General features: G+C 71.7%; 24 protein-coding genes. 10 read left to right on the top strand and 14 right to left on the bottom strand.

What is annotated here, in order from left to right; all coding sequences use genetic code 11:
* Nucleotides 1-57: 57 nt before the first annotated feature.
* From ABT053_RS20060 to ABT053_RS20045, 4 genes are all read right to left on the bottom strand, one after another.
* Nucleotides 58-921: an HNH endonuclease gene (locus ABT053_RS20060; protein WP_350970604.1), complete on the bottom strand. Its 864-nt coding sequence runs from the start codon at nucleotides 919-921 to the stop codon at nucleotides 58-60.
* Between the two features lie 116 nt (nucleotides 922-1,037).
* Nucleotides 1,038-1,187 (bottom strand): hypothetical protein, encoded by a 150-nt coding sequence (locus tag ABT053_RS20055; RefSeq protein ID WP_350970603.1) that lies wholly within the window; start codon nucleotides 1,185-1,187, stop codon nucleotides 1,038-1,040.
* Nucleotides 1,188-1,440: 253 nt separating this feature from the next.
* Nucleotides 1,441-1,725 (bottom strand): putative quinol monooxygenase, encoded by a 285-nt coding sequence (locus tag ABT053_RS20050; RefSeq protein ID WP_350970602.1) that lies wholly within the window; start codon nucleotides 1,723-1,725, stop codon nucleotides 1,441-1,443.
* Nucleotides 1,726-1,821: 96 nt separating this feature from the next.
* The gene (locus ABT053_RS20045) at nucleotides 1,822-4,284 is read right to left on the bottom strand and encodes a DUF8508 domain-containing protein (protein ID WP_350970601.1); all 2,463 of its coding nucleotides are present in this window, start codon (nucleotides 4,282-4,284) and stop codon (nucleotides 1,822-1,824) included.
* Nucleotides 4,285-4,625: 341 nt separating this feature from the next.
* Here ABT053_RS20045 and ABT053_RS20040 point away from each other — a divergent pair, with 341 nt between their 5' ends.
* Entirely contained in the window at nucleotides 4,626-4,925 is a 300-nt protein-coding gene (locus ABT053_RS20040; protein ID WP_350970600.1) for a hypothetical protein, read from the top strand.
* A gap of 210 nt (nucleotides 4,926-5,135) precedes the next feature.
* Here ABT053_RS20040 and ABT053_RS20035 read toward each other — a convergent pair whose 3' ends face one another.
* The 3 genes from ABT053_RS20035 to ABT053_RS20025 form a co-directional block, all read right to left on the bottom strand.
* Nucleotides 5,136-5,561: a type II toxin-antitoxin system VapC family toxin gene (locus ABT053_RS20035; RefSeq protein ID WP_350970599.1), complete on the bottom strand. Its 426-nt coding sequence runs from the start codon at nucleotides 5,559-5,561 to the stop codon at nucleotides 5,136-5,138.
* A complete protein-coding gene (locus ABT053_RS20030) occupies nucleotides 5,558-5,800 on the bottom strand; it encodes a hypothetical protein (protein WP_350970598.1) in 243 nt (80 codons plus the stop codon). The genes ABT053_RS20035 and ABT053_RS20030 overlap by 4 nt, the downstream gene beginning before the upstream one ends.
* Nucleotides 5,801-6,266: 466 nt before the next feature.
* Nucleotides 6,267-7,181, bottom strand: a complete 915-nt coding sequence (locus ABT053_RS20025; RefSeq protein WP_350970597.1) for an NADP-dependent oxidoreductase — start codon at nucleotides 7,179-7,181, stop codon at nucleotides 6,267-6,269.
* A 91-nt stretch (nucleotides 7,182-7,272) separates the two neighbouring features.
* Between ABT053_RS20025 and ABT053_RS20020 the strand changes: the two genes are divergently transcribed.
* Nucleotides 7,273-8,196, top strand: coding sequence for an AraC family transcriptional regulator (locus tag ABT053_RS20020; protein ID WP_350970596.1), 924 nt, complete (start codon nucleotides 7,273-7,275; stop codon nucleotides 8,194-8,196).
* A gap of 54 nt (nucleotides 8,197-8,250) precedes the next feature.
* Here ABT053_RS20020 and ABT053_RS20015 read toward each other — a convergent pair whose 3' ends face one another.
* On the bottom strand, nucleotides 8,251-9,027 hold the full coding sequence (locus ABT053_RS20015; protein ID WP_350970595.1) for a metallophosphoesterase: 777 nt from the start codon (nucleotides 9,025-9,027) through the stop codon (nucleotides 8,251-8,253).
* 405 nt (nucleotides 9,028-9,432) lie between these two features.
* Between ABT053_RS20015 and pdxR the strand changes: the two genes are divergently transcribed.
* The 3 genes from pdxR (at nucleotide 9,433) to ABT053_RS20000 (ending at nucleotide 12,660) form a co-directional block, all read left to right on the top strand.
* Entirely contained in the window at nucleotides 9,433-10,914 is a 1,482-nt protein-coding gene (gene pdxR, locus ABT053_RS20010; RefSeq protein ID WP_350970594.1) for a MocR-like pyridoxine biosynthesis transcription factor PdxR, read from the top strand.
* A gap of 418 nt (nucleotides 10,915-11,332) precedes the next feature.
* A complete protein-coding gene (locus ABT053_RS20005) occupies nucleotides 11,333-12,127 on the top strand; it encodes a neutral zinc metallopeptidase (protein WP_350970593.1) in 795 nt (264 codons plus the stop codon).
* A 227-nt stretch (nucleotides 12,128-12,354) separates the two neighbouring features.
* Nucleotides 12,355-12,660 carry a hypothetical protein gene (locus ABT053_RS20000; protein ID WP_350970592.1) on the top strand — a complete coding sequence of 102 codons (306 nt, stop codon included), beginning with the start codon at nucleotides 12,355-12,357 and terminating at the stop codon, nucleotides 12,658-12,660.
* 49 nt (nucleotides 12,661-12,709) lie between these two features.
* On the opposite strand, the gene ABT053_RS19995 is transcribed toward ABT053_RS20000, so the two are convergent.
* The 4 genes from ABT053_RS19995 to ABT053_RS19980 all read right to left on the bottom strand — a co-directional run bounded on the left by ABT053_RS19995 (nucleotide 12,710) and on the right by ABT053_RS19980 (nucleotide 16,638).
* Nucleotides 12,710-13,198 (bottom strand): GNAT family N-acetyltransferase, encoded by a 489-nt coding sequence (locus tag ABT053_RS19995; protein ID WP_350970591.1) that lies wholly within the window; start codon nucleotides 13,196-13,198, stop codon nucleotides 12,710-12,712.
* Nucleotides 13,199-13,452: 254 nt separating this feature from the next.
* Complete coding sequence (locus tag ABT053_RS19990) at nucleotides 13,453-13,902, bottom strand: GNAT family N-acetyltransferase (protein ID WP_350970590.1); 450 nt, start codon at nucleotides 13,900-13,902, stop codon at nucleotides 13,453-13,455.
* A 451-nt stretch (nucleotides 13,903-14,353) separates the two neighbouring features.
* On the bottom strand, nucleotides 14,354-15,271 hold the full coding sequence (locus tag ABT053_RS19985; RefSeq protein ID WP_350970589.1) for a phosphotransferase enzyme family protein: 918 nt from the start codon (nucleotides 15,269-15,271) through the stop codon (nucleotides 14,354-14,356).
* On the bottom strand, nucleotides 15,268-16,638 hold the full coding sequence (locus ABT053_RS19980; RefSeq protein WP_350970588.1) for a helix-turn-helix domain-containing protein: 1,371 nt from the start codon (nucleotides 16,636-16,638) through the stop codon (nucleotides 15,268-15,270). The genes ABT053_RS19985 and ABT053_RS19980 overlap by 4 nt, the downstream gene beginning before the upstream one ends.
* Before the next feature lie 274 nt (nucleotides 16,639-16,912).
* Between ABT053_RS19980 and ABT053_RS19975 the strand changes: the two genes are divergently transcribed.
* The 3 genes from ABT053_RS19975 (at nucleotide 16,913) to ABT053_RS19965 (ending at nucleotide 21,058) form a co-directional block, all read left to right on the top strand.
* The gene (locus ABT053_RS19975; RefSeq protein WP_350970587.1) at nucleotides 16,913-17,413 is read left to right on the top strand and encodes an ATP-binding protein; all 501 of its coding nucleotides are present in this window, start codon (nucleotides 16,913-16,915) and stop codon (nucleotides 17,411-17,413) included.
* A gap of 343 nt (nucleotides 17,414-17,756) precedes the next feature.
* A complete protein-coding gene (locus tag ABT053_RS19970; RefSeq protein ID WP_350970586.1) occupies nucleotides 17,757-18,533 on the top strand; it encodes a TetR/AcrR family transcriptional regulator in 777 nt (258 codons plus the stop codon).
* Nucleotides 18,530-21,058, top strand: a complete 2,529-nt coding sequence (locus ABT053_RS19965) for a PEP/pyruvate-binding domain-containing protein (protein ID WP_350970585.1) — start codon at nucleotides 18,530-18,532, stop codon at nucleotides 21,056-21,058. Before ABT053_RS19970 ends, ABT053_RS19965 begins: the two co-directional genes overlap by 4 nt.
* 145 nt (nucleotides 21,059-21,203) lie before the next feature.
* Here ABT053_RS19965 and ABT053_RS19960 read toward each other — a convergent pair whose 3' ends face one another.
* The gene (locus tag ABT053_RS19960) at nucleotides 21,204-22,058 is read right to left on the bottom strand and encodes an SDR family NAD(P)-dependent oxidoreductase (protein ID WP_350970584.1); all 855 of its coding nucleotides are present in this window, start codon (nucleotides 22,056-22,058) and stop codon (nucleotides 21,204-21,206) included.
* Nucleotides 22,055-22,177 carry a hypothetical protein gene (locus ABT053_RS19955; RefSeq protein WP_350970583.1) on the bottom strand — a complete coding sequence of 41 codons (123 nt, stop codon included), beginning with the start codon at nucleotides 22,175-22,177 and terminating at the stop codon, nucleotides 22,055-22,057. The genes ABT053_RS19960 and ABT053_RS19955 overlap by 4 nt, the downstream gene beginning before the upstream one ends.
* Before the next feature lie 159 nt (nucleotides 22,178-22,336).
* Between ABT053_RS19955 and ABT053_RS19950 the strand changes: the two genes are divergently transcribed.
* Nucleotides 22,337-22,903, top strand: a complete 567-nt coding sequence (locus ABT053_RS19950) for a MarR family winged helix-turn-helix transcriptional regulator (protein ID WP_350970582.1) — start codon at nucleotides 22,337-22,339, stop codon at nucleotides 22,901-22,903.
* Between the two features lie 266 nt (nucleotides 22,904-23,169).
* Nucleotides 23,170-23,535: SAM-dependent methyltransferase (locus ABT053_RS19945; RefSeq protein WP_350970581.1), on the top strand; the 366-nt coding region annotated here is incomplete at its 3' end.

Here is a 23,535-nt window from a genome sequence, read left to right as displayed (position 1 = left end):
TTCTCGTCGTCACGCCGACGAACGAACCCCTCCGGCTCGGTGTGGCAGGGAAGAAGCTCAGCTCCGCTTGGCGATGACCTGCCGGTGGTAGTCCAGATGATCCTGGCTGATCTCGTGGTTCTCGGTGACCCGGAGCCGGCCGAGCGAGGCGCCGGACACCGTGTCCGTCGTCGTGAGGTCCGCCTGGATGGCGATCATCCCTCTGTCGAGCAGGACGTGGTGGTTGGGGCAGAGACAGAGCAGGTTGCCGGGCTCGTCGGGGCCGTTGTGCGGCTTTCCGAGCGGGCGGATGTGGGCCCCCTCCGCGTAGAAGCCCCGGTGGAGAGCGAGACGGTCGCCGCAGATCTGGCAGTGGAAGTCGTGCGCGCGCTTGATCTGGTCGGCGAGCAGGGAGTCGCGGATGACGCGCTCCACGACGGCCTCGCGACGACTGGCCGGAGGGGAGATCGCGTCCAGCCCGACCCTGGAGAGAAGCCTGTTGTGGTCGACGCCGTGGAAGTACGCGCTGAGCAGCCTCACGACGATCCGGGCCCGGATGTCCTCCCGGTCGGTGACGATCTCGTACGCCCACGGCTGCAGGCCACTGTCCGGATCGTTCTCCTTCATCCACTTCTGCGCGCTCCGACCACTGGCGGCCGGTACGTCGGCGTGGCCGGGCAGATCCCAGAGACCGTGGTGGTAGAGCCACAGCACGGGGAACTCGGGGTTGGGCCGGTCCTCCTCAAGCCCGAACTCCTCGATGAGCCGTCCGAGCTCGCGGTAGACGCTCTCCCACCGCCGCAGACGTGGCTTGCCCTGGGCCGCGCGGCCGATCGCCCAGAGCAGGGTCAACGGCTGGTGCCGTTTCTGCGCGCCGGTCGCGGGAGACACGGCGGGCTTGAGCGACTCGACCTTCCGCAGGAGCTCTTCGACAGAGGGCACCTCGGCAGTCTGCCCCGGTTTCGTCACTTCGAAGCCCAGATTTTCGAGCGCCCGGGCGACAACGGGAGAAGGCGTGGGACCTTCGGCACCGACCCGGGCCGGGCGGGAACGGTGGGTCAGACCAGTTGGAAGCTGTGTTTTCCCACGTGCTCGGCCGGTAGGACGCACGCGTCCTCGCTGATCGGCTCGGTGATCGGGCAGTTCGGAAGCACTTGGAACTCCCCGTGGATGTCCTCGGTCCCCCAGGTCGCCCACCAGTCCGTCATCGACGACCCCTGAGCCAGGGTGACGTGCCGACCGCGATGTCCCGCCTCCAGAGAGCATCGCATGTAAGGCTCCACGACGAGCCCGGCACACGGGAGATTGGCGAGAAACTCCCCCTGGGCCTGAGTCACCTCGACAACGGCGGTGCAGAACGGCAAGGGAACCATGGGGTAACAGTAAGCACTGCTCCGCGGGGCTGTCCTCCGCTTGGACCACAGCGGTGGCGACACCCGGCTTCCGTCGTCGCCCGTCTGATCAGGCGGGGCCGGAGCCGGAGATCTGGTAGCGGAGCACCTCGGCGTCGCGGATCATCGCCGTCTGGTCGTCGCTCGGCCCGGAGGTCCGGAAGGCGTCGAGACTCTCCTCCGACTCCCAGCGCTCGTAGACGTTGATCCGGTCGGCCTCGACGAGGTCGGCGCCGAGCGCGAAGTCGAGGCAGCCGGGCGCGGTGCGCGCCTGCTCGACCACGCTGACGCAGTCGCGCAGGTAGGCGTCACGAGCGGCGGGATCGACACTGAGCCGACCGGAGATGATGATCATGCCGTCACCATACGGTCCGCCACCGACAGAATCACCACCGCATGGAACGGAACGAGAAAAGCGCCCGTCCTCTGAGGACGGGCGCTTTTCAGGGGGTCACTCGTCCACGACGGGGCTGCCGGGGCGGCAGCGGGTGGGGAGGGGGTCGACGTTGCAGCCGGTGAGGATGCGGACGACCTGGGGGTCGTGGTCGCTGGCCTGGTCGGAGAACTCGGCGTTGATGTGGACGACGCCGTAGGAGTAGCCCTTGATGGCCGGGCTGATGAGGATGTGGTCGAGGACCTGGGAGTTGCCGTCGAAGATGTAGCTGTAGCGCTCGTTGACGGGGAGGGTGTCGATCAGGGTCTTGAGGAGGGTGCCGTTCTCGGTGAGGGTCTGGATGGTGGGGCTGAACTGGTAGTCGTTGATGTCACCCAGGACGACGACTTCGGCGCGCCCGGCGCTCTTGACGGAGAGGTCCTTGACGAAGTCGCGGACCTCGGTGGCCTGCTTGACGCGCTGGACCTCGGAGCTCCGGACGGGGGGCTGCACGGCCGCGCTCAGCGGAGCGTCGCCGCCCTTGGAGTTGAAGTGGTTGGCGACGACGAACAGCTGCTTGTTGCCGTCGTACAGGAACTCGCCGACGAGCGGCTTGCGGCTGGAGGCCCAGGCGTCGCTGGCCGGGTCGATCCGGCCGGGTGAGACCGACAGGGAGACCTGGTTGCTGGTCGGCCGCTCGCGGACGACGGAGACGGCCGTGTCGGCGTCGCCGCCGGGACGGTCGACGAACGTCACGCGCGCGGGGTTGAACAGGAACACCTGGCGGATGTTGCCGCCCGGCTCGCCGCCGTCGGTGCCGTTGTTCGGGTCGATGGAGCGCCAGTCGTACGTGGGTCCACCCGCGGTCTCGATCGCCGCGATGAACTTCGCGACGGTCTCGTCGGCCGCGACGACGCCGTTGTCGGTGGCGCCGTTGTTGTCCTGGATCTCCTCCAGGGCGAGGATGTCGGGCTTGCCGAGGTTGTCGACGACCGCCTCCGCGAGCCGCGCGAACTTGGCGGCCGGGTTGGTGGCGGCGAGGTTCTCGACGTTGTACGTCGCGACGGACAGGTCGCCCTGCTTCTTCGGCGGGAGCACCTTCTGGCGCTTGAGGCCGCCCTCGGTGATCGTGCCGAGCTGGGTGGCCAGCAGGACGTAGCCGCCGAACGACTGGTAGTCGAGCGGTCCGGTGGTCCCGGCGGCCAGGGTGGAGCCGACGTTGGCGGCGGGGGCGCCGCCGTTCAGCGAGAGGATCAGCAGCCGGCCGCTGCTCAGGGCGTCGTAGCCCGAGTAGACGGTACCGCCGCGCGGGGTCGGGTTCTCGCCCGGCTTGAGCGTCACCCACAGCTCCGAGAACGCCGTGTTGACCGGGCTGATCAGGCGGGTGTCCTGGGCGACGGTGATCCGCATGCCCTCGTGGACCTCCAGCCAGTCCAGCACGTACGAGGACGGCTCCAGGGGCTGGGCCTCCAGGCTGCCGCTCTTGGTGTAGGCCTCGGGGAAGGTGACCGGAACGGGCGCGGGCAGCGCGTTGCCGCCGGTGAGCCTGATGGTGCTGATCGTGCCGCCGAGCTCGGTGAGGGTCTGCGCGCCGGTGGCCGGGCGGTACTCGGTGACGCGGCCGGAGACCAGGACGGAGTCCCCGATGACGACCGTCGGCGACGTCGAGCCGGTGAAGACGAAGAGGCCCTCGCTGGTCAGGGGGTCGGCGTCGGCGGACGGGTCCTGGAACCAGAAACCGCGGGAGCTGCCCGTCACCCGGACGGCGGTGACGATGCCCGGGACGTTCGTGACGTTCTGCCCGACGATCGGGGAGATCCGGCCCGAGCCCTGGATGTCGTGGATGCGCCTGGTGCCGGGGGTCGGGTCGCCGGGGTCGCCGGGGCCACCCGGGTCGCCCGCGCTGACCGTGGTACCCGCGGAGTTGGTGGCCTTCGGCACGCCGGAGACGAAGTCGACGGCGTTGTTGTCGGTGTCGGTCAGCGCTCCGGTGCGGGCGTTGGCCGTGGTGTTGGTGAGCGCGGGGGCGGCGAGGGTCTCGACGTTCGCGGTCGCGCCGTATCCGACCAGGTCCTTGACGTTAGGAGCGCTCCAACACGAGATGCCGCAGCCCACCAGCGGGATCTTGTTCGTGACCAGCGCGACGACGCCGGAGGTGCCCGACATGGGAATCGTGCCGGTGGCGTCGGGGGTGGGCAGGTTGACGGAGCCGCCGGCGCCCGCGGCCTGCTGGACGAGGTACCTGCCGTGCGCGGGGATGCTGCCGGTCAGGCTGGTGAGCTGGAAGACGGCACCCGCGGCCGAGGCGTACTGGACGCTCCAGGCCGAGAGGTCGACGGGGCTGTCGGTGAGGTTGGCCAGTTCGATGTAGTCGTTCTTGAAAACCGCTCCGGAGTTGCCGCCGCCGCCGTACACGGCGGAGATGACGACGTCGGACGAGAGAGCGTTCGCGGTGCTGGAGGGCAGTGCTGTCATGGTCGCCGCGACCACCAGCGACAGACTCGCGGCCGTGATCAGCCGACGCACTAGGGGAGGTGCCACAGGAGGTTGCTCCTAGATCGATAGGGGTCTACCCAGGAGCATGATGCTACGTATGATCAGCCAAAAGTGTCTTTATTGTCTATTTACCTATTCGACGAGAATGTTCATTAAATCTTTCCGCGAGGCGTCGGCCCCGCCCGGCCCTGGAAGCGCACCTTGCCAACACGTCGGCGGCGCTTGGGCCCGGACTGGCCGGCGCCAGAGGACCTCGGTCTTCTTGACCGGCTGACGCCGACGCGGGGACGGCGACGCGGGGACGGCGACGCGGGGACGGCGACGAAGGGAGAGCGACTCTCCGGAATCACCGACACGCGCCACGTGACACAGGTCAACCTGTACCGGTGACGGCTGAAGCAGAGGCTACGGAGTACGGCGACGGGCCACGTGCCAGGCGTACGGGACCGGTGCGCATCGACGGCGAGAACCAGGTGCCCCTGCCGACGGCGGCGCTACGCACGCCCGGTCTTCGCCCGGGAGACCTGGCCGACATCAACGACATCGCCGACATCGCCGACATCGCCGAAGAAGGCCGCCAGATCGTCATCCGGCGACGTCGCAGCCGGCTCGACGGCGTGACCGGGACGGTTCCAGGCCTCAGCGAGGCCGTGGACGTCGAGGCGAGCCGCGCGAGCCGGAGATGACGAGGTGCCGATCTTGATGCTCGGCAACGGTGTCATCGCCCGCCAGCTCGATCCCCGTGAGGCGCCGCACGACCGGCCCGTGACGCCGTTCGTCCTCGCGCCCGAGCCCTGGTCACGATGACCAAGGAGCAGGTCAGAGGTGCCGGCCGCGTCCTGTGGCACCGGATCGGGCAACAGCGTTCGGACCGGCGGACGGCTTCCTCGGCAGCCTCACAAGATCTCCGGCAACAACGTCAAGGCCGTGACATGACGTGGTCGTACAGCGGTGAAATGGCGACGGTCGATGGTGGCGACCTTCGAGATCTCCAGCCGCTCCGCCAGCGCGATCACCGAGGCATCGACCAGCCCCAGCCGCAGATCGTCGTAGGTTTCGATGAGTTGCGCGGTGCGGTCGACGTCCTCAACCGTCAGGTCCACCAGTTCGAGTTCGCCTCGCGCCACCGACGTCAGGAACGCGGCTTCACTCTTGGCGCCGAGATTCCTCTCCACATGCCAGGATGTCTCGGTCAGCACGGTCACGGGGAGAAGAAGCCGATCGGGCAACGTGGAGAGCAACCGCGCGGACACCTCATGATGGGCATCGGATCGGTCGATCGCGGCGTACAGGACGCCGGTATCCAGCAAGGTAACCGTCACGAAGGACGATCTAACCCTTCACGAAGCAGCTCGTCATGCCGTTCGGAGACATCATCTCGTCCAGAAGCCCCCAGGCCGATGAACGACAGTCCCCTCCGTACGGTTTCGGGGTCCGAAGCCCCGACAAACCTGGCGAGTTCCGGATCGGACTCCACGAGCACACGTAGACGCCGCACCCCGGCCGGAGGAAGCCGGTCGACAAGGTGGTGCATGTCCTCGTAGTCATGGGCAGCGGTCATGTCTCCGAGTGTACGTGTTGCCCGGTCACGGAACCGGATCTCCGCCGATCACTCCGACGGTGGCCTTCCGGAGGCGGGTGGGGAGGAGGCGCACCCGCCGACCTCGCGGTGGGCGGCCGGGCTCGACCGCCGGTTCGAATGACTTGATCGTTCTCGTTCGGTGTGATCATGGCCTCACGAGCGGAGGCCGGTACGATCAGCCCCGCCTCGACCGCGAGGATGCCGCCGAGGGCCGCTCCGGCGGTACCGGACCTCGTGAGCTCCGCCGTCGGTAGCCGAAGGTCGTGGCGTCCTCGTTGCCGCTCCACCGCCACACGGGGACGGTCCCGCCCGGCTCGGCGCCGTCGATGAGCTCGCCCATGTCGAGTTCCCGCGAACCGAGGCAGATCGGGCAGACGAGGTGGCCCCCGCCCGCTTGGCGTACCGGGCGACGAGAGAGGCATGGCCGGCGATGCCAAGGGCTCCTTCACGGAACAAGGATGATCTTGCCGCGGGTGCGGGCGGCTTCGGCGTCGCGGTGGACCGCGGCCAGGTCGGCGAGCGGGCGGGACGCGGAGATGTCGAGGTGGACGGCGCCGGTCTCGACGAGCTTGACCAGGGCGGCGAGGTGGCCCGTGTCGTTGCGGACCACGAAGTGCGTCGCGCTCACCGGGGAACCGGCCGGCACCTCGACCGGGAAGGTGATGGACACGACGACGCCGCCCGGCCGGACCAGCGGCACCAGCGTGTCGGCGCTGACCGCGGCGATGTTGAGGACCACGTCGACCGGTTCGTCCAGCGCCTCGGCGACGGGCGTGGCCGTGTAGTCGACGATCCGGTCGGCGCCGAACCGGCGTACCGTCTCGGCACTGCGCGGACCCGCGGTGGCGACGACGTGCGCCCCTGCGTGCTTGGCGAGCTGGACGGCGAACCCGCCGACGCCGCCGCCCGCGCCGTTGACGAGCACCCGCTGCCCGGACGTGACGTCCGCGTGCTCGAACACCGCCTGCCACGCGGTGAGGCCCGCGATGGGGATGGCGGCGGCGTGGGCGAGGGGGACGCCGGCGGGCGCCGCGACGAGGATGTCCGCCGGGGCGACGACGTACTCGGCCGCGGCGCCCCCGCCGTCGAGCCGGCCGATGACCGGGTCACCGGCGGCGAGGGTGTGCACACCGTCGCCGACCTCGGCGACCGTGCCCGCGACGTCCCCGCCGAGCGTGTACGGCAGGTCGATCGGGAAGACGGAGCGCAGCAGCCCCTCGCGCAACCCGATGTCGGACGGGTTGAACGAGGTCGCGGCGACGTCGATCAGTACCTCGCCCGGGCCGGGCGCCGGGCGGGGGATGTCGTCGTGGCGGAGGACGGACGCGTCACCGTACCGGTGAATTCGGATGGCTTTCACAGGTCGAACCTACGGGGGCCTATGGGAGATGAACCATGCTTGAGAAGCCTCGATTCATACTTGATCGTCTCTGTGGGGATACCCTTGCCGGATGGACGTACTCAGCGACGTGATCGCGTTCATGCGGACCGGGCGGCCGAGCTCGGCGCTGGTGGCGTGGCACGCCCCGTGGGCGCAGGAGTTCGCGGCCATGCCCGGGGCCGCCGGCCTGCAGATAATCCTGCGAGGATCGTGCTGGCTCCTCCGGCCGGGTGACGCCCCGGTGCCGCTGGCCGCCGGTGACGTGGTGTTCCGGCCCCATGGGCACGGGCACACGCTGGCCGGCAGCCCGACGCCCCCGGCGATCGCGCGCGCCTGCGACCCGGACGAGCCGGATGTCCCGCGATTCCGCGCCGACCTCTCCGAGGACGCCGGTCCTCCGGCCACCGTGACGCTCTGCGGCGGGTACCGCCTCGATCGGGACCTCGCCCATCCGCTGCTGGACGACCTGCCCGAGCTCATCCACCTTCCCGCGCACCTCGGGCGGCACCCCGAGCTGCGCTCCACCGTGGACCTGCTCGCCACCGAGCTGGAGAACCCCCGTCTCGGCACGGACGCCATCGTTCCCGCGTTGCTCGACACGCTGCTGCTGCACATCCTGCGCGCCTGGCTCGACCGGCGGCCGGTCCCCGGGGCCACGGGCTGGGCGGCGGCGCTCAACGACCCGGCCACCGTCGCCGCGTTGCAGGCCATGCACCGCGACCCCGCGCACCCGTGGACCGTCGCGGCGCTCGCCGCCGAGGCGGGGCTGTCGCGGGCGCCGTTCGCCCGCCGCTTCACCGCCCTGCTGGGCCGGCCGCCGCTGACGTACCTGACCTGGTGGCGGATGACCACCGCCGCCCGGCTCCTCCGGGAGTCCGACGCCCCGCTGCACGCCGTCGCGGCCAGGGTCGGCTACACCTCGGAGTTCGCCTTCGCCGGAGCGTTCAAACGCCGGTACGGCACCGCCCCCGGCAGATACCGCCGTACCGGGTGACGCGTTTCGGTGATCGGGCCGTCGGTCCTCACGCGGGGCGCGGTCGGCGGGGGCTCAAGTCCTGTGGCGACGGGACCGCTTGACGACGCATCGGTGATGAGTGGTCAGCCGTCCCTCGTCGTCCAGGACGTGGAAGGCGAGCGCGGGCGGCTGGTCGAGGTGGACGTGGTCATCGGGGTGGGCCCGGTGCTCCCAGGGGAGCCGGGTCGTGGAGACGACTCCCGGCGCCACCAGCAGCGGCCGTCCGGCGAAGGTGGTCGCCGCCGAGGTGTGGGCGTGGCCGCACAGGAAGGCCGCGAGGTTGGGGTGACGGTCCGCGATCGCGGCGAGCCGCTCCGCCCCGAACTGGCGGATGCCGTCGACGAAGGGAATGTGCAGCGTAGCCGGCGGGTGGTGGAACCCGACCAGGACGGGCACCCCGGCCGGGGCCTGGGCCAGGGTGTCCTCCAGCCACACCAGTGTCTCGTCCTCGAGGAAGCCCTCGTCCTTGCCGGGCACGGAGGAGTCGCACAGGGCGATGACGACGCCGGGCGCGTGGTGCGCCTGGTTGACCGGTCTCGCCGTCTCCGGCTGCCCGAGCAGGTGCCGCCGGAACGCGGCGCGTTCGTCGTGGTTGCCGGGACAGATCACGACCGGGTGCCGGGAGGTCAGCAGCCGGCGGGCCTGCTCGTACTCGGCCGGCAGGGCGTGGTCGGCGATGTCACCGGTGACCAGGACGGCGTCCAGGTCGTAGGGGAGGTCTTCGAGGTGGTTCATGACGGCCTGGGTGCGCTCGACGCTGCGTTGCCCGCCGTCGATGTGGGTGTCGCTGAGGTGGGCGATCACGATCATCCCTGGGGTCCCTTCGTCGTGATGTGTCTTCGTTCGTCGTTGTGTGGCTTCGTCGTTGTGTGGCTTCGTCATGGTGGCTTCGTTGCGTGGTGCCTTTGTCGTGGTGCCTTTGTCGTGGTGCCTTCGTCGTGATGTGCGGGAGGTGAGCGGGGACGGCCGGGCGGCCTCGAACCGGCACCCCTCCGAACCGGCACCTCTCGAACCAGCGCCCTTCGAATCAGCGCCCTTCGAACCGGCACCTCTCGAGCTGGCGCCTTTCGAGCCAGCAACTCTCGAACCGGCACCCCCTCGAACCGGTGTCAGCGAGCCGATTCCGGCGTCAGCGGCCCGTTTCACGCTCATGCCCCTCGTTCGGGCTCACCTCGAACGTAAGGGGCAGGCGGACCAGGAATAAGATCCGGTTTCGTGTCGAATTCTTGGGCCAGTTCCCGGCTGGACCTGTACATCCCCCTCGACGTCGCGGGCGGGCGGCGCTCCGGCCTGGAGTCCGCGCTCCGGGAGGCGATTCGCCAGGGGCGCCTGCCCGCCGGGACACCGCTGCCGTCCACCCGCGGGCTGGCCAGGGAACTCGGACTCTCGCGGGGCACCGTCAGCGCCGCCTACGACCAGCTGGCCGAGGAGGGTTACCTGACCGCGCGGCCGGGATCGGGGACCAGGGTGGCCGAGGTGTCGCAACGCGCCCAGGCCCCCGCGCGGCACGCGCCCGCTCCGGCGGCTCCCCGCCACGACCTTCGCCCCGGCCTCCCCGACCTCAGCGCCTTCCCCACCCGCGCCTGGCTCGCCTCCACCCGGCGCGTCCTCACCCACGCCCGCCCCGAGGTCTTCGGCGCCGGAGACCCGCAGGGGCGGATCGAGCTGCGGGCCGCGCTCGCCGACTACCTGGGCCGCACCCGCGGCGTGATCACGACCCCGGATCGAATCGTGATCACTTCGGGCTACCACCAGGGCCTCGGCCTGCTCAGCGGCGTGCTGGCCGCGGGCGGTACCGGCACCGTGGCCGTGGAGGACCCGGGCCACAACGGCTACCGCGACGTCGTGCGACGTGCCGGGTTCGCCGTCGAGGCCCTGCCCGTCGACGCGCACGGCGCCCGCGTGGAGGCGCTGACACGGAGCACGGGAGCGGTGTTCCTCACCCCCTCGCACCAGTATCCGACCGGTGTTCCGCTGCGTCCCGGCCGCCGCCGGGCCCTGGCCGCGTGGGCGCGCTCCACGGGCGGCCTGATCGTCGAGGACGACTACGACGGCGAGTACCGCTACGACCGCCAGCCCGTCGGCGCCCTCCAGAGCATCGCTCCCGATCAGGTCGTGTACTGCGGCACCGTGTCCAAGACCCTCGGCCCCGCCCTCCGCCTGGCCTGGATGGTCCTGCCGCCCCACCTGGTGCGACCGGTGACGCGGGCCAAGCAGCACGCCGACCTGTACACCGAGACCCTGGGCCAGCTCGTCCTCGCCGACCTGATCACCACGCACGCCTACGACCGCCACATCCGCGCCGCCCGCCTGCGCTACCGCCGCCGCCGCGAACTCCTCCTCGACCGGGTGGCCGCCCTCCCCGGCCTCACCGCCCACGGGGTCCCCGCCGGCCTGCACACCCTCGTCACCCTCCCGCCCGACGGCCCTGCCGAGGAGCGGCTCCTGACCGCGTATGCCCGCCACGGCCTCGCCCTGCGCGGTCTCACCGAACTCCACCACGACCCCGCCGGCCGTCCGCAGGGCCTGTTAATCGGCTTCGCCGCCCCGTCCGAACGCGCCTGCCCGGCCGCTTTCGACACCTTGTTCACGGTCCTGACCTCGTTCCCGGCCCTGACCTCCGGCAGATCGGGCGATGCTCCCACCGGCGCGGGCTCGACCTGTCCTCAACCGCCCCAGGACCTGTCCGTCCGGTGAGCCGCCCCCGGCCTCGTGATCGCGGGCTGGACGCCGGTCACCACCACCGGCACCGGGATCATCTTGACGCCGTACGCCGGAGCCACGACCGCCGAGCGGGCCGCGTTCTGAGAACACCGTCCCGTTCCCTCGTGAACGTCCGGCAAGAGTCCCCGCGTGAGCGTCCGGTCGCCCGCGCGGCGGCCGGTGAAACCCGGCGGGCACCACGGCGTTCTCAGACCCCGGGCGGGTCCAGCTCGCCGACGACCTCGTCGCCTCCTGGCCGGGCCCACCTGGAGCCGGCAGGCGGCTTCGACGTAGTCCGGGATGACCTTCTCCAGGCGGAGTCGGCACTCTGCAGATCCGTTTCTCCGGCCCCTCTCCCCTTTTTCCCGCGCCGCCTCGGCATGGCGCGCCGGGGGTCCTATGCTGTCCGACCATGCGCCCCCTCCCGCCCGGCGTCGCCTCCCGGCGCTCCGCCTCCCTCACCCGGTGGACCCTTCTGGTGACCGTGTGTCTCGCCGTGCTGCCGTCCGGGGTCGCGCAGGCCACCTCACCCAAGAACCCGCTGCTGAGGACCGGGAAGCTGGCGGCCACCTCCTGTCAGGAGCCGCCGATCATCGACAGGGGCGTGCCGCTGACGCGCGAGTATCTGGCGGCGGCCGTGAAGTGCCTGAACACATCGTGGTCCGCCCATCTCACGCGCGCCGGGCTGAGGTTCCGCAAACCCGCGGTCCGCTTCTACGAGGAACCGGCCCGGCGCGTGTGCGGGGTGCGCTGGCCCGCCAACGCGGACGCCTTCTACTGCACCGAACGCGCCACGCTGGTGTTCCCGCTCACCGGCTACTGGATCGAGGGCCGGACCGATCTGTACCCCCTCAAGGTGGCCGCCCACGAGTACGGCCACCACCTGCAGAGCCTCACCGGTGTCAGGGCCGGCTACGAGGCCCGCGTCCGCTCCGACCGCACCCACCAGGCCGAGCTCGGCCGCCGCTACGAGCTCCAGGCCGACTGCCTGGCGGGCGTGTTCCTGGGCAGCGTACGAGGCTCGCTGCCCCGTACCGGACAGGACTGGGAGGCACTGTCCGGCGCGCTCCGCGCCGGCGGTGACGACGGCGACCACCGCACCCACGGCACCGGCGCCAACCGGCTCCGCTGGTTCGAACGCGGCCACCGGGCGGTCTCCCCCGCCGCCTGCGACACGTGGACAGCCCCTCCGTCCCGGGTCTCCTGACCCGCGGCGGGAGCGACGGTCGCGGGCCCGCGCCGCGTCCGCCCGCGGGATCGGCTGCCGGGAGGACCGGACCGGCCGGTGTGCCGTCGGAGAACATGTCCTCAGCCCCGAACGCCAAGCCGAGGAGACAGAGAGATGCGCGGGTCACCCCACGACCGGGCCCTGGCGGCCCCGCCGTTCCCGATCCACCCGTCGCCCGCAGGCGGCGGCCTCCCCGGGAGGGCCTGATGGGAGCCCGGGACCACGAGCTCCTGCAGGCCGCCAAACTCATCGCCATCGCGCTGGGCCTCAGCCCCGCCGAGGTCATGCGGCGCGTCGTGGAGCTGGGCCGCGGCGACCGCGCCGACTGGGGCAGCGGCGAGCTTCTCCTGGTCGCGCTCGCCCAGCTGACGGCCGAGCGGTCGTCCCCCTCCGCTCCCGGAGCGGGCGGGCGCGCCAAGACGATCGAGGACGTCGAGGCGCCGCGCCTCGGCGTCGCCCCGGCCGGTCGGCGGCGCGGCCGGGCGGCGGGCCCCGGCGCGGGGGGCGGCTGACCGCGCACCGGCGATCGGCTCGTACGTTCGGGGGAAGGAGCTCTTACGTTCAGAGGAACCGGTGCATGATGTGCAGGCCGACGTAGCCCTTGACCGGGTGGTCGAAGCCCTCCGGCAACGTCGCCAGCACCTCGAAACCGAGCGAGCGCCACAGGCGCACCGCCCGGGTGTTGGTCTCCACCACGGCGTTGAACTGCATCGCCCGGTAGCCCTCGGCGCGCGCCCAGTCCAGGGCGTGCTCGCCCAGGGCCCGCCCGACGCCGCGTCCGGCGTGATCGGGATCGACCATGAAGCTCGCGCTGGAGATGTGCGCGGCGGGCCCCATGTGGTTGGGATTCATCTTGGCCGTGCCCAGAACGGTCCCGCCGGCGTCGACGGCGACGACCGTGCGCCCCGGAGGCTCCAGCAGCCACATCGCCCTGGCCTGCTCCTCGCTGACGTCGCGATCCCAGGTGAAGGTCTCGCCGGCGGCCACGATCGGGCGGAGGAAGGCCCAGATCGCCGGCCAGTCACCGGATGTCGCGTCTCTGATCAGCATGACGTCCAGCATGCTGGCCGGGGCGGGGGGCCACAAATCCTTTTCGCGTTCGTGCTCGCGTTCGTGCTCGCGGTCGCGGTCGCGGGAGAGACCGGGGAGGGCAGGAGAGCGGGGAGACGGGATCGCGGGAGATCGGCGGCGCTCACTCGGGGAACACGGGGAGCGCACGGGCACACAGGGGACGTAGGAGAGCACGGCAAACACAGAGGACGCGGCGGACGCGGCGACCGGTCGCCTGCGGTCACCGGCCTCGGTCAGGACCCACCCGCCGAGAGGTCGATCTGGTAGAGGATGAATCCCCGGTTCACGGCCACCTTGTCGTAGAGCCGCCGGGCGGCGGTGTTGGTCTCCTGGGTGGACCAGTAGACCCGGCTGCAGTCACGGGCGCGGGCCCACCTGGTCACCTCCCCGATCAACGCCCGCCCCGCGCCCTTGCCCCTGGCCTCCGGCGCGGTGAACAGGTCCTGCAGATAGCACACGTCCAGCGCCGTGGTGCTGGAGTGGATGAGGAAGTGCGCGATGCCGACCAGCTCGCCGTCGAGTTTCGCGCCGAGGGCGTGCATCCGGACGTCCTCCCGGAACTCGTTCCAGGCGCGGTCGTACAACTGGGGCGTGAGCGTGCGCCCGTAGAAGTCGTTGTAGCCGCGAAACAGGGTTTCCCAGGTGGCGCGGTCCGCGGATCTGAGCTTGCCGATGCTGAGCATGCGATGTCCTTCGAACGAGGGCCCGGAGTTCAGCCCCTATGTCCCCCGTGAAAACCGTCCCGAACGTTGACCGGGTGTCGCTTCCCGACAGCCGCCCGCCGCTCCCCGCCCCTCCGGACGACGCGCCCGGTCGCTTCCCGACAACCGGCCGCGGCTCCACCCCCGGACGGCAGGCCGCTCGAAATCCCCGAAGCGGGCCCGCCCGAAATCCCCGGACGGCAGGCCCGCTCGTAAATCCCCGAGCGGCGGGAATCCCCGGACGGCGGGAGTCCCCGGACGGCGGACCCGCTCACTTCCGGCAGCCGTCCACGGCCCCTCCCCCGGTAGGGCAGGTCGCCGCTTCCCTGCAGGCGGCCACCGCTCCTCCCCGGACGGCAGGTCACCGCTTCCCCGGCACCGGCCGGCCGGTTCTCCCTCCGGACGGCCGGGCGCCGGCCTCCTCAAAACCCGGTCACCGGTACGGCTGCCACCTGACCGTCTGGTCGCGGGATCTGAAACTGCGCATGCGGTGCTCCCACTGCGGCCGGATGCCCGGGTTGCTGCGCAGGACGGGCACGACGCTGGTGACCAGTTTCAGCTCACGGAGGCGGCGCAGGACGGGGAAGCCCGGCCAGCGGGTGACGTCGAAGCCGTAGCCCTCGGCGAGCGGCGTGTGCTCGTCCCAGGGATAGTCCATCCGCAGGCGTCCGACCGCGACGGGAGCCAGGTCCCACTCGCGCGGGCCGATCGCCGTACTGTCGAAGTCGCACAGCACCGGCCCGCCGGGACCTGCGATGACGTTGCCCATGAACACGTCGCCGTGGATGACCCCGGCGGGGAGCACGTAGTCGAGCACGGCGAGCCGCTCCTCGATCTCGTCGCACTCGTCGAGCAGGAAGGCGTGGTCGTCCGGGGGCAGGTCCTCCGGCTCGTCGAGCCGCTGGCGGACCTCGGTCATCGGGGTCCACTCCGGCAGGTCCACCGGCGGGTCCCCGAGCGTGTGGAGCCGCCTGAGCACGGCGGCCAGCTCGCCGCCGCCGGGGCGCGGCCCCACCTCGGGGGTCTCCTCCCACAGGGTGACCACGTGGCCCTCCACCTGGAGCGGCTGCTCGCAGCCGGGCAGCAGCCGCACCGCGGGGAAGTCGTGGTCGGCGAGCCAGCGGGCGACCCGCACCACCGTCGGCACGCGGGAGCGCGCGGCCGAGGACCCGGCGACCCGCACGACCACGGGCGCCCGCCGCAGGCGGAAGACGGCGTTGTTGGTGAACTTGATCAGCTCCGCGTCCTCGGCGTCACCGGGCACGAGCCCCGCCCGGTCGCAGACCGACGCCAGCAGCGAGCGGAGCCGGTCGCGAGTGAGCCCGCCGGTGTGGTCGGTGGTCGTCGTCATGCGGCGCGCACCGCCGAGATCCGCCGGGCGAGGTCCTGCGCGTCGCCGCTGTGCGCCCGCATCATCGCGACGGCCTGCAGCGGCGCGAGGCGGTCGATGATCCTCACCGAACGGATCTCGGTCGCCAGGGTGACGGCCTCGTCGCCGTTGGCGAGCCCCGAGGTCATGTCCCCCGCTCTGAGCTGCACCGTCGCCAGGGCCGTCAGCTCGAACGCCCTGCTCCTGGCCATGCTCGGGTCGCGCTGCCCGAGCGCCTCGGTGAGGAACCGCTCGGCGATGCCGAGGTGGCTGTCGAGGTGGGTCTCGGCGAGGTCGGCGTGGACCATGCCGCTCGTGGCGTCGAGGTCGGCGGTGCCGAAGAAGCTCACCCAGGCGGGCGACTCGCGGTCGCGGGCGCGCGCCAGCTCGTCGCTCGCCCTGTTGATCGACTTGAGCGCGAGGTCGCTGTCGCCCAGCAGCGCGTAGGCCCACGCCTCGTTGGCGAAGAGCATCGCCACGGTCCGCTCGCAGCTGGCGTCCTGCGCGCAGATCTGCCCGAGCTGGAAGAACCGCAGCGCGTCCAGGATCCGGTCGCAGTGCAGGTGGACGCGTCCCATCCGGTACAGGACGTTGGCCGCGAGCGAGGAGTTCCTCGCGTACTTGGCCTGCTCCAGCGCGCGGGCCAGGTGACCTCTGGCCGATCCGTACAGGCCGACGTCGAAGGAGGTCCAGCCCGCGAGGTTGTGCTGGTCGGCCAGCGCCTCGTGCAGCCGCAGGGTGACCGACTCCGGGCAGCTGGCCCGCAGCAGCCGTTGCGACCAGGTCAGCTGCGCCACCACCGCGTCGCGGCAGACGCCGCCGCCGTGCCGGTAGTCCAGGGCGCGCAGCGTGCGGGTCACCGCCTCGATCTGCTCGACGTCGGCCATGCCGATGCGGTACGGGACGGGGGTCTCCGTGGGCGTCAGCGGCTCGGCCCACTCCTCGGCGTCCCCGACCGTCGCGCCGATGGTCACCTGCGCGGCGTGCGCGAGGAGGCGGCGCACCTGCTCGTCCTCGCCGGGGTCGTCGCGGTGCTCGGCCGCCGCCGCCCCGGCGAGCGCGGTGGACGAGGCGTCGTAGGCCAGTCCCATGTAGCCGCGCGGGATCCCCAGCCCGTCGGCGATCCGGCCGAGCACCTCGTACGCCATCACCTGGCGGCCCTTGAGGATCTCGGAGATCTCCGACTGGGACTGGGCCGTGAGGGCGGCGATGTGACGCTGTGAGACCCCGATCCGCTGGAGTAACCGGTACACGGTGGCCATGTCGCGGGCGGCCAGAGCCTGGCGCATCTGCGGGCGTTCCCAGAGCGCTGGGTCGATGTCCTGCGCGTTCCCACTGCTGACGTTCATGCCGACCTTTCCCGGCCGAATCCCCTGGCGGATCCCCTTGACGGGTTCCCTTGACGCCAAGGTAACCGGCGACCCCGCGCCGCCGAAGCCGTATCGGTACGACCGATCATGCAAGCTGATCGGCCCGGCCTATCGGCGAACCGATCTGCGGACAGTATTGGTCCTGCGACTCTCCGTATATCGGTCTTGTCCCGCACCATGGGTAATTCAGACCAGCGCGCGGCCGGACGCCCCGGCGACAGTGCCCCTGGTCCCCTACGCGATAGGAGCGACGATGCTCACCGAGCGCGCTCAGGCTCTGGACTTCGGCGTGCACGGCAGGGTCCACGACCGCTTCCGGATGACCGCCTGGTGCCTCCCCCCGGGCAACGCCGCCCGCCGCGCCCGCAGGCTGCTCCGCGACCTGCTGTCCCGGCCGCCCTTCGCCGCCCACGAGGTGGCCGACCTGGAGGTCGTGGTCACCGAGCTGGCCACCAACGCCGGCAGCTACGCCCCGGGCCCGTACGAGCTTCGCGTCCTGCACGACGACGACCTGCCGATCAGGGCCGAGGTGGCCGACGCCGGCGGCGGGGTCCCGCTGATCCAACGCCTGCTGCACCGCCCGCTCACCACCCCCGGCCGCGTGGACGACCTGGAGCTCGGCGGGCGGGGCCTGCGGATCGTCGACGAGTTCACCGCCGGTCACTGCGGGGCCCGCTGGACGCGGCTGTGCGGCACCGGGCAGATCGGGACCGGCGTCTGGTTCGACCTGCCCGCGCACCGCCCCCGGACGTAACTTCTCCAGCCCTTTCGCGACCCTTCACGCCACCGCGCCCCCCGGACGCGATCCTCCGGCCCTTCCACGACCCTTCACGCCTTCGCGCACCCCGGACGCGCTCCCGGACGCATTCCCGGCAGCACCCCGCACGCGCTCCCGGCCGCATCCCGGACGCGCTCCCGGCCGCACACCGGCACCGCTTCCCCGCACCCTGCCCACGGCACCGTCACGCCGTCCACACACCGTCACGCCGTCCCCGTACCGCCGCTTCGATCCCCTACCACCACCTCCCCGGCGGCGTGGTATTAATTAAATGACCAAATAATGACATCTGGTCAAAATTACGGGAAACGACGGTGCCGTGAAGCCGGAGACCAGGAGGGCGGGGCGCCCCCCGCAGAACGCCTCGCACCGGCTCGCGCGGGCGCACCGCATCCTGGACACCGCCGCCGACCTCGTCCTGCGCTGGGGATACGACAAGACCACCGTCGAGGACATCGCCCGGCGGGCCGGGGTGGCCAAGGGCACGATCTATCTGCACTGGAAGACGCGCGAGGAGCTGTTCGCCGCGCTGGTGCGCCGCGAGCGGGTCGAGATGGTCACCGAGGTGCGGAGGCGGCTCGGGGACGGCCCGGCCACCCTCCGCGACCTGCTCAGGTCGCTCGCCTCGGAAGTCCTCGGCAGGCCCCTGATGCGGGCGAGCGTCCTGGGCGACTCGGAGGTGCTGGGCAGGCTCACGCGCCAGAAGCGGGACGGCGCGGCCGGCGCCGAACTGGGCGGCGACTTCCAGGCCTACCTCGCCACACTGCGGAGCCACGGCGCCCTGCGGAGCGACCTGTCGCCCGCCGAGCACGTGACCATACTCGTCTCCGTCCTGTACGGGTCCCTGCTCGTCTCGCCGAGGATGCCGGCCGGATACCGGCCGCCCGACGAACGGCTGGCGGAGCTGATCGCCGACGCCGGCGGCAGCGCGACGGAGGTCGCGGGCCCGCTCCCCGCCGACGTCACCCGCGCGGTGACGCGGGCCACCCTGGAGTACGTCGACGCCATCCTGGAGGCCGCGCGGCGGAAACTGCGCGTCTCCCTCGGCTTCCGGGAGAACGAGGAGTTCGAGGAGAACGAGGAGAACGCACGGTGAAGACCCTCCCCCTTGACGACGAAGCGGCCGACCTCGCGCTGGCGGGCGGCAAGGGAGCCTCGCTGGCCCGGCTGGCCCGCGCGGGCCTGCCGGTTCCCGGCGGCTTCCACGTCACCACGGACGCCTACCGCGACTTCGTCTCGCGCGACGGCCTGAACGACCAGATCATGGAGGCCGTCTCCGGCACGTCCCCGGAGCGGGCGTCGCGGCGGATCGCGGAGCTGTTCTCCGGGCGGGAGATACCGGCCGAGACCGCCGCCGAGATCCGCGCGGCCCACGCGAGGCTCGGCGAGGACGTGCCGGTCGCCGTACGCTCGTCGGCCACCGCGGAGGACCTCCCCGGCATGTCGTTCGCCGGGCAGCAGGACACCTACCTCAACATCCGGGGTGACGGCCTGCTGGACGCGGTCCGGCGCTGCTGGGCCTCGCTGTGGACCGCGCGCGCCATCGCCTACCGGGCCGCGAACGGCGTGCCGCAGGACGACGTGGCGCTCGCCGTGGTGGTGCAGGAACTGGTGGACGCCGACGCCGCGGGCGTCCTGTTCACCGCGAACCCGGTCACCGGCGCGCTCGACCAGATCGTGGTCAACGCCTCGTGGGGCCTGGGCGAGGCCGTCGTCGGCGGGCAGGTGACACCCGACACCGTCATCGTCGCCAGGACCGGCGGCGAGGAGAGCGGTGAGATCGTCGAGGAGCGCGTCGGCGACAAGGCCGTCATGACGGTCCGCGTCCCCGGCGGCACGCGCGAGGAACCCGTGCCCGAGGACCTGCGCCACCGGCCCGTACTCGACCCCGCCCAGGTCACCCGGCTCGCGCGGCTCGCGACGGAGATCGAGGAACTGTACGGGACGCCCATGGACGTGGAGTGGGTCAGACGCGGGGGGACGTTCCTCGTCGTGCAGGCCCGCCCGATCACCCGGCTCAGGCGGCAGGTCGAGGAGTGGAACGACAGCCTGACCGGCGACTGCCTGTGGACCAGCGCCAACCTCGGCGAGGCCATCCCCGACGTGATGACGCCGTGCACGTGGTCACTCGTCCAGATCTTCATCGGGGAGGCGATGTCGACGTCGTCGCTGCCGGGCTTCACCATGGTCGGCAACATCGGCGGCCGCTTCTACATGAACATGAGCGTCGTGTTCTCGGTGGCACATGCCCTGGGCATGCGGAAGCGGCTCGGCGCGGTCGAGCAGGTCTTCGGCAGGCTGCCGCGCGGCCTGGACGTGCCGCTGCTGCCCGCCTCGCGCTGGCAGATCATCAAAAGCGTGCTGCCGCTCGCCTTCACCCTGCGCAGGCGGATCGCGGCCAACGCCGAGAGGATGCCCGGTTTCCTCGCCACGGCGCGACGGCGATGCGAGGAGCTGCGCGAGCGGATCGCCGCGACCGCGACCCCGGGCGAGCTGGCCGGGCTGTGGGAGGCCGAGCTGCTCCCGTACTTCGTCGAGGCCTGCCGGACCCTGGAGGCCGCCGGGCGGCAGGGCGGCAACATCCTGGTCATGACCCGCGCGAGGCTGCGCGAGGCGGTGGGCGAGAAGGACGCCGAGGCCATGCTCACCGGCGCCAACGCCGACGGGGAGCTCGCCAGCCTCGGGACGATCGTCGGCCTGGAGAAACTCGCCGCGAAGGAGATCGACAGGGAGACGTTCGCCCGTCTCTACGGGCATCGGGGCGCGCACGAGTTCGAGGTCTCCATCCCCCGGCCCGGTGAGGACCCGCGGTGGATCGACGCGCGGCTCGCGGCCCTTTCCGGAGGTGGCGGGCACGCCGGTACGCGGCTCGACCACCAGCGGGAGGCGCGCGAGGCGGCCTGGAGGCGCTTCGGGGAGCGTCACCCCCGCAAGCTGGCGGGGACGCGCCTGCGGGTGGCGCGGTGGAACGCGATCGTCCGCGACCGGGAGAGCGCCCGCTCGGAGGTGATCCGCGCCTTCTGGGCGCTGCGCGCCTTCGTCCTGCGGGCCGGGGAACTCACCGGCCACGGCGACGACCTGTTCTTCCTGTCGATCCAGGAGATCCTCACCGTCCTGCGCGGCGACGACACCCCGGCGGCGAAGGTCGCGGTCCGGCGGGCGACGTACGAGCGGTACGCGGCCCTGCCCGCCTACCCCACGCTGATCGTCGGCCGCTTCGACCCGGAACGCTGGGCCGCCGACCCCGCCCGGCGCGGTGACATCTTCGACGCCAGGGGCGGCGGCGCCCCGGTGAGCGACACCGTGACCGGCTTCCCCGGAGCGCCGGGCGTCGTCGAGGGCGTGGTCCGCGTCATCGCCGGTCCCGAGGACGGCGACAGGCTCGCCCCCGGCGAGATCCTCGTGACGACGCTGACCAACATCGGCTGGACCCCGATGTTCCCCCGCGCCGCCGCCGTGGTGACCGACATGGGCGCCCCCCTGTCCCACGCCTCGATCGTCGCCCGCGAGCTCGGCATCCCGGCCGTGGTCGGCACCGGCAACGCGACGATGCGCCTGCGCGACGGCGACCGGGTCAGGGTCGACGGCGAGCACGGCACGGTCGAACTGCTGGAACCGTGACCCCCGGCCTCCCGTCGGAGTCGTGATTCTCCGGCCTCCCCGCTGGGTCGTGACTCTCCGGCCCCGCGCGGCGGGTCACGGGCTCTGAGGCTGTACGGACCGGGGCTGTACGGACCGGGGCTGTATGGACCGGGGCTGTATGGACCTAAGGCTGCGCGGACTGGGGCTGCATGGGCCGGCCCTGGCGGTACATCCGCGGGGGCTTGTTGCCGGCGTACTGCCCGCCGTCGATGGGCAGGACCACCCCGGTGACGAAGGACGCCTGGTCGGAGCAGAGCCACACGACGGCGTCGGCGACCTCCTCGGCCCGGCCGACGCGGCGCATGGGGGTGGAGAGACCTGCCATGCGCTGGGCCTCCTCGCCCGCGGCCCTGAGATGGTGGGTGAGGATCGGCCCCGGGGCCACGACGTTGACCCGGATCCCCTGGTCGGCGTAGTCGAGCGCGGCGACCTGGGTGAGGCCGATGATCCCCGCCTTGCCGGCCACGTAGGCGGCGAGGTTGGCGGTGCCCCGCGTCCCGGCGATGGACGCCATGTTGACGATCGCGCCGCCGCCCGAACCGAGCATCGCCCGGACCTGGTACTTCATCCCGAGGAACGTGCCGCGGACGTTGGTGCGGATCCCCCGGTCGAAGTCGTCGGGGTCGATGTCGGCCAGCGGTGCGGGCAGGGGGCCGTCGGTGGCGTTGTTGAAGGCGGCGTCCAGGCGGCCGAACGTGTCCAGCGCGTGCCGGACGAGCCGCTCGGACGACGCGGCGTCACCGACGTCGGCGGGCACCGCCAGCGCCCGGCCGCCCTCGGCGCGGATGGACTCGGCGACGGACTCCACCGCCCGCTCGTCGCGGGCGCCCAGCACGACGGCGGCACCGGCACGGGCGAAGGCCCGCGCGGTGACGGCGCCGATGCCCCGGCTGGCTCCGGCGACCAGCGCGACCCTGCCGTCGAGCGGACGGCCTCCGGCCGAGTGCGTCGTGGTGTCTGTGGTGTTCGTGGCGGTCATCGCGTGCTCCCCTGGTCAGTCATGCTGTGCTCCCCGTGGACGGTCATGGTGTGCTCCCCGTGGACGGTCATGGTGTGCTCCCCGTGGACGGTCATGCTGTGCTCCCCGTGGACGGTCATGGCGTGCTCCCCGTGGAAAAGGCCATCGCGTACTCCCCCTGACGGGCGGGATGTGGTGGACAGAGACGAACGGCCGCACCCCGCGGCCCGTCTCGTCAGAACGATAGATGTCTAATCATTAGATGTCAAATGGTTAGAGCGTGATGTTATCGTGGGCGGATGCCGCCACCCTTCAGGCCGCCGATCGGCCTGCACCTGACGCGTACCGCCAAGTCCGTCGGCCGCGCCTTCGACGAGACGCTGGCCGCCGCGGGCGGGTCGTTGCCGGTGTGGCTGATCCTCATCTCCCTCAAGACCCACCGGCTGGGCAACCAGCGCGAGCTGGCCGAGGCGGTCGGCATCCAGGGGGCCACGCTGACCCATCACCTCAACGCGATGGAGAGCACCGGCCTGCTCACCCGCCGCCGCGACCCGGCCAACCGGCGCGCCCACATGGTGGAGTTCACCCCGGAGGGAGAGGCCCTGTTCCACCGGCTGCGGGAGGCGGCGACGGCCTTCGACCGGCGGCTGCGTGCGGACCTGGACGAGGAGGACGTCGCCGCCTTCGAACGGGTGCTCGCGACGATGGCGCACAACGTGCAGGACATCCCCGACGCCCCCGACGCCCCCGACGCCCCTGACGTCCCCGACGTCCCTGACACTCCCGACACCCCCGATGTCCCTGACACTCCCGACACCCCCGATGTCCCCGGCGCCTCCGCCGACGAGCGCGGGGCGGCGGACTGACCGGTCGCGGCGAAAAACCCGGCGGCGAGATGCGACCCGCTCTGTTACCGTCGATGGAGTTCCGCCGGGCGAGGTCCGGCGACGAGTGTGGAGGAAGCCATGGCTGCCCGGGATCTGACACCGGGCCACCGCATCGCACCGGCCGTTCCGGCGCGGTGACGATCGAGGTCGACGCCTGAGACAACCCGAGTGGCGATCGGCCTTCTCCCGTGGTGCCCCGGTGATGTCGCGATCATGTTGACGCACGACACCATTGGAGCTTTCCCATGTCACACGACATCTCATCCACCTGGTACGCGAACTTCTTCACCGAACTTCCCAACGAGTTCTGGCGGCGCGCGGCGACGCCGGAATCCACCGAGGCGGACGTCGACTTCGTCGAACGTCATCTCGGGCTGCGGCCCGGCGCCCGTGTCCTCGACGCTCCCTGCGGCAGCGGCAGGCACACCCTGGCCCTCGCCGCGCGTGGCCACCGCCTGACCGGCGTGGACATCTCGGCCGAGGCCATCGGGTACGCCCGGCGGGCCGCCGCCGACGCCCAGCACGTAGGCGAGGGACGGGTGGCCCAAATTCGGGTCATACCGCGCGACGGCGCCGTAGACGCCCCCGGGTGCAGGGGCAACAACGTAGGG

Source organism: Streptosporangium sp. NPDC002524 (genome assembly GCF_040295985.1).
Taxonomy (GTDB): domain Bacteria; phylum Actinomycetota; class Actinomycetes; order Streptosporangiales; family Streptosporangiaceae; genus Streptosporangium.
This window is presented reverse-complemented; position numbering and strand designations above follow the sequence as displayed.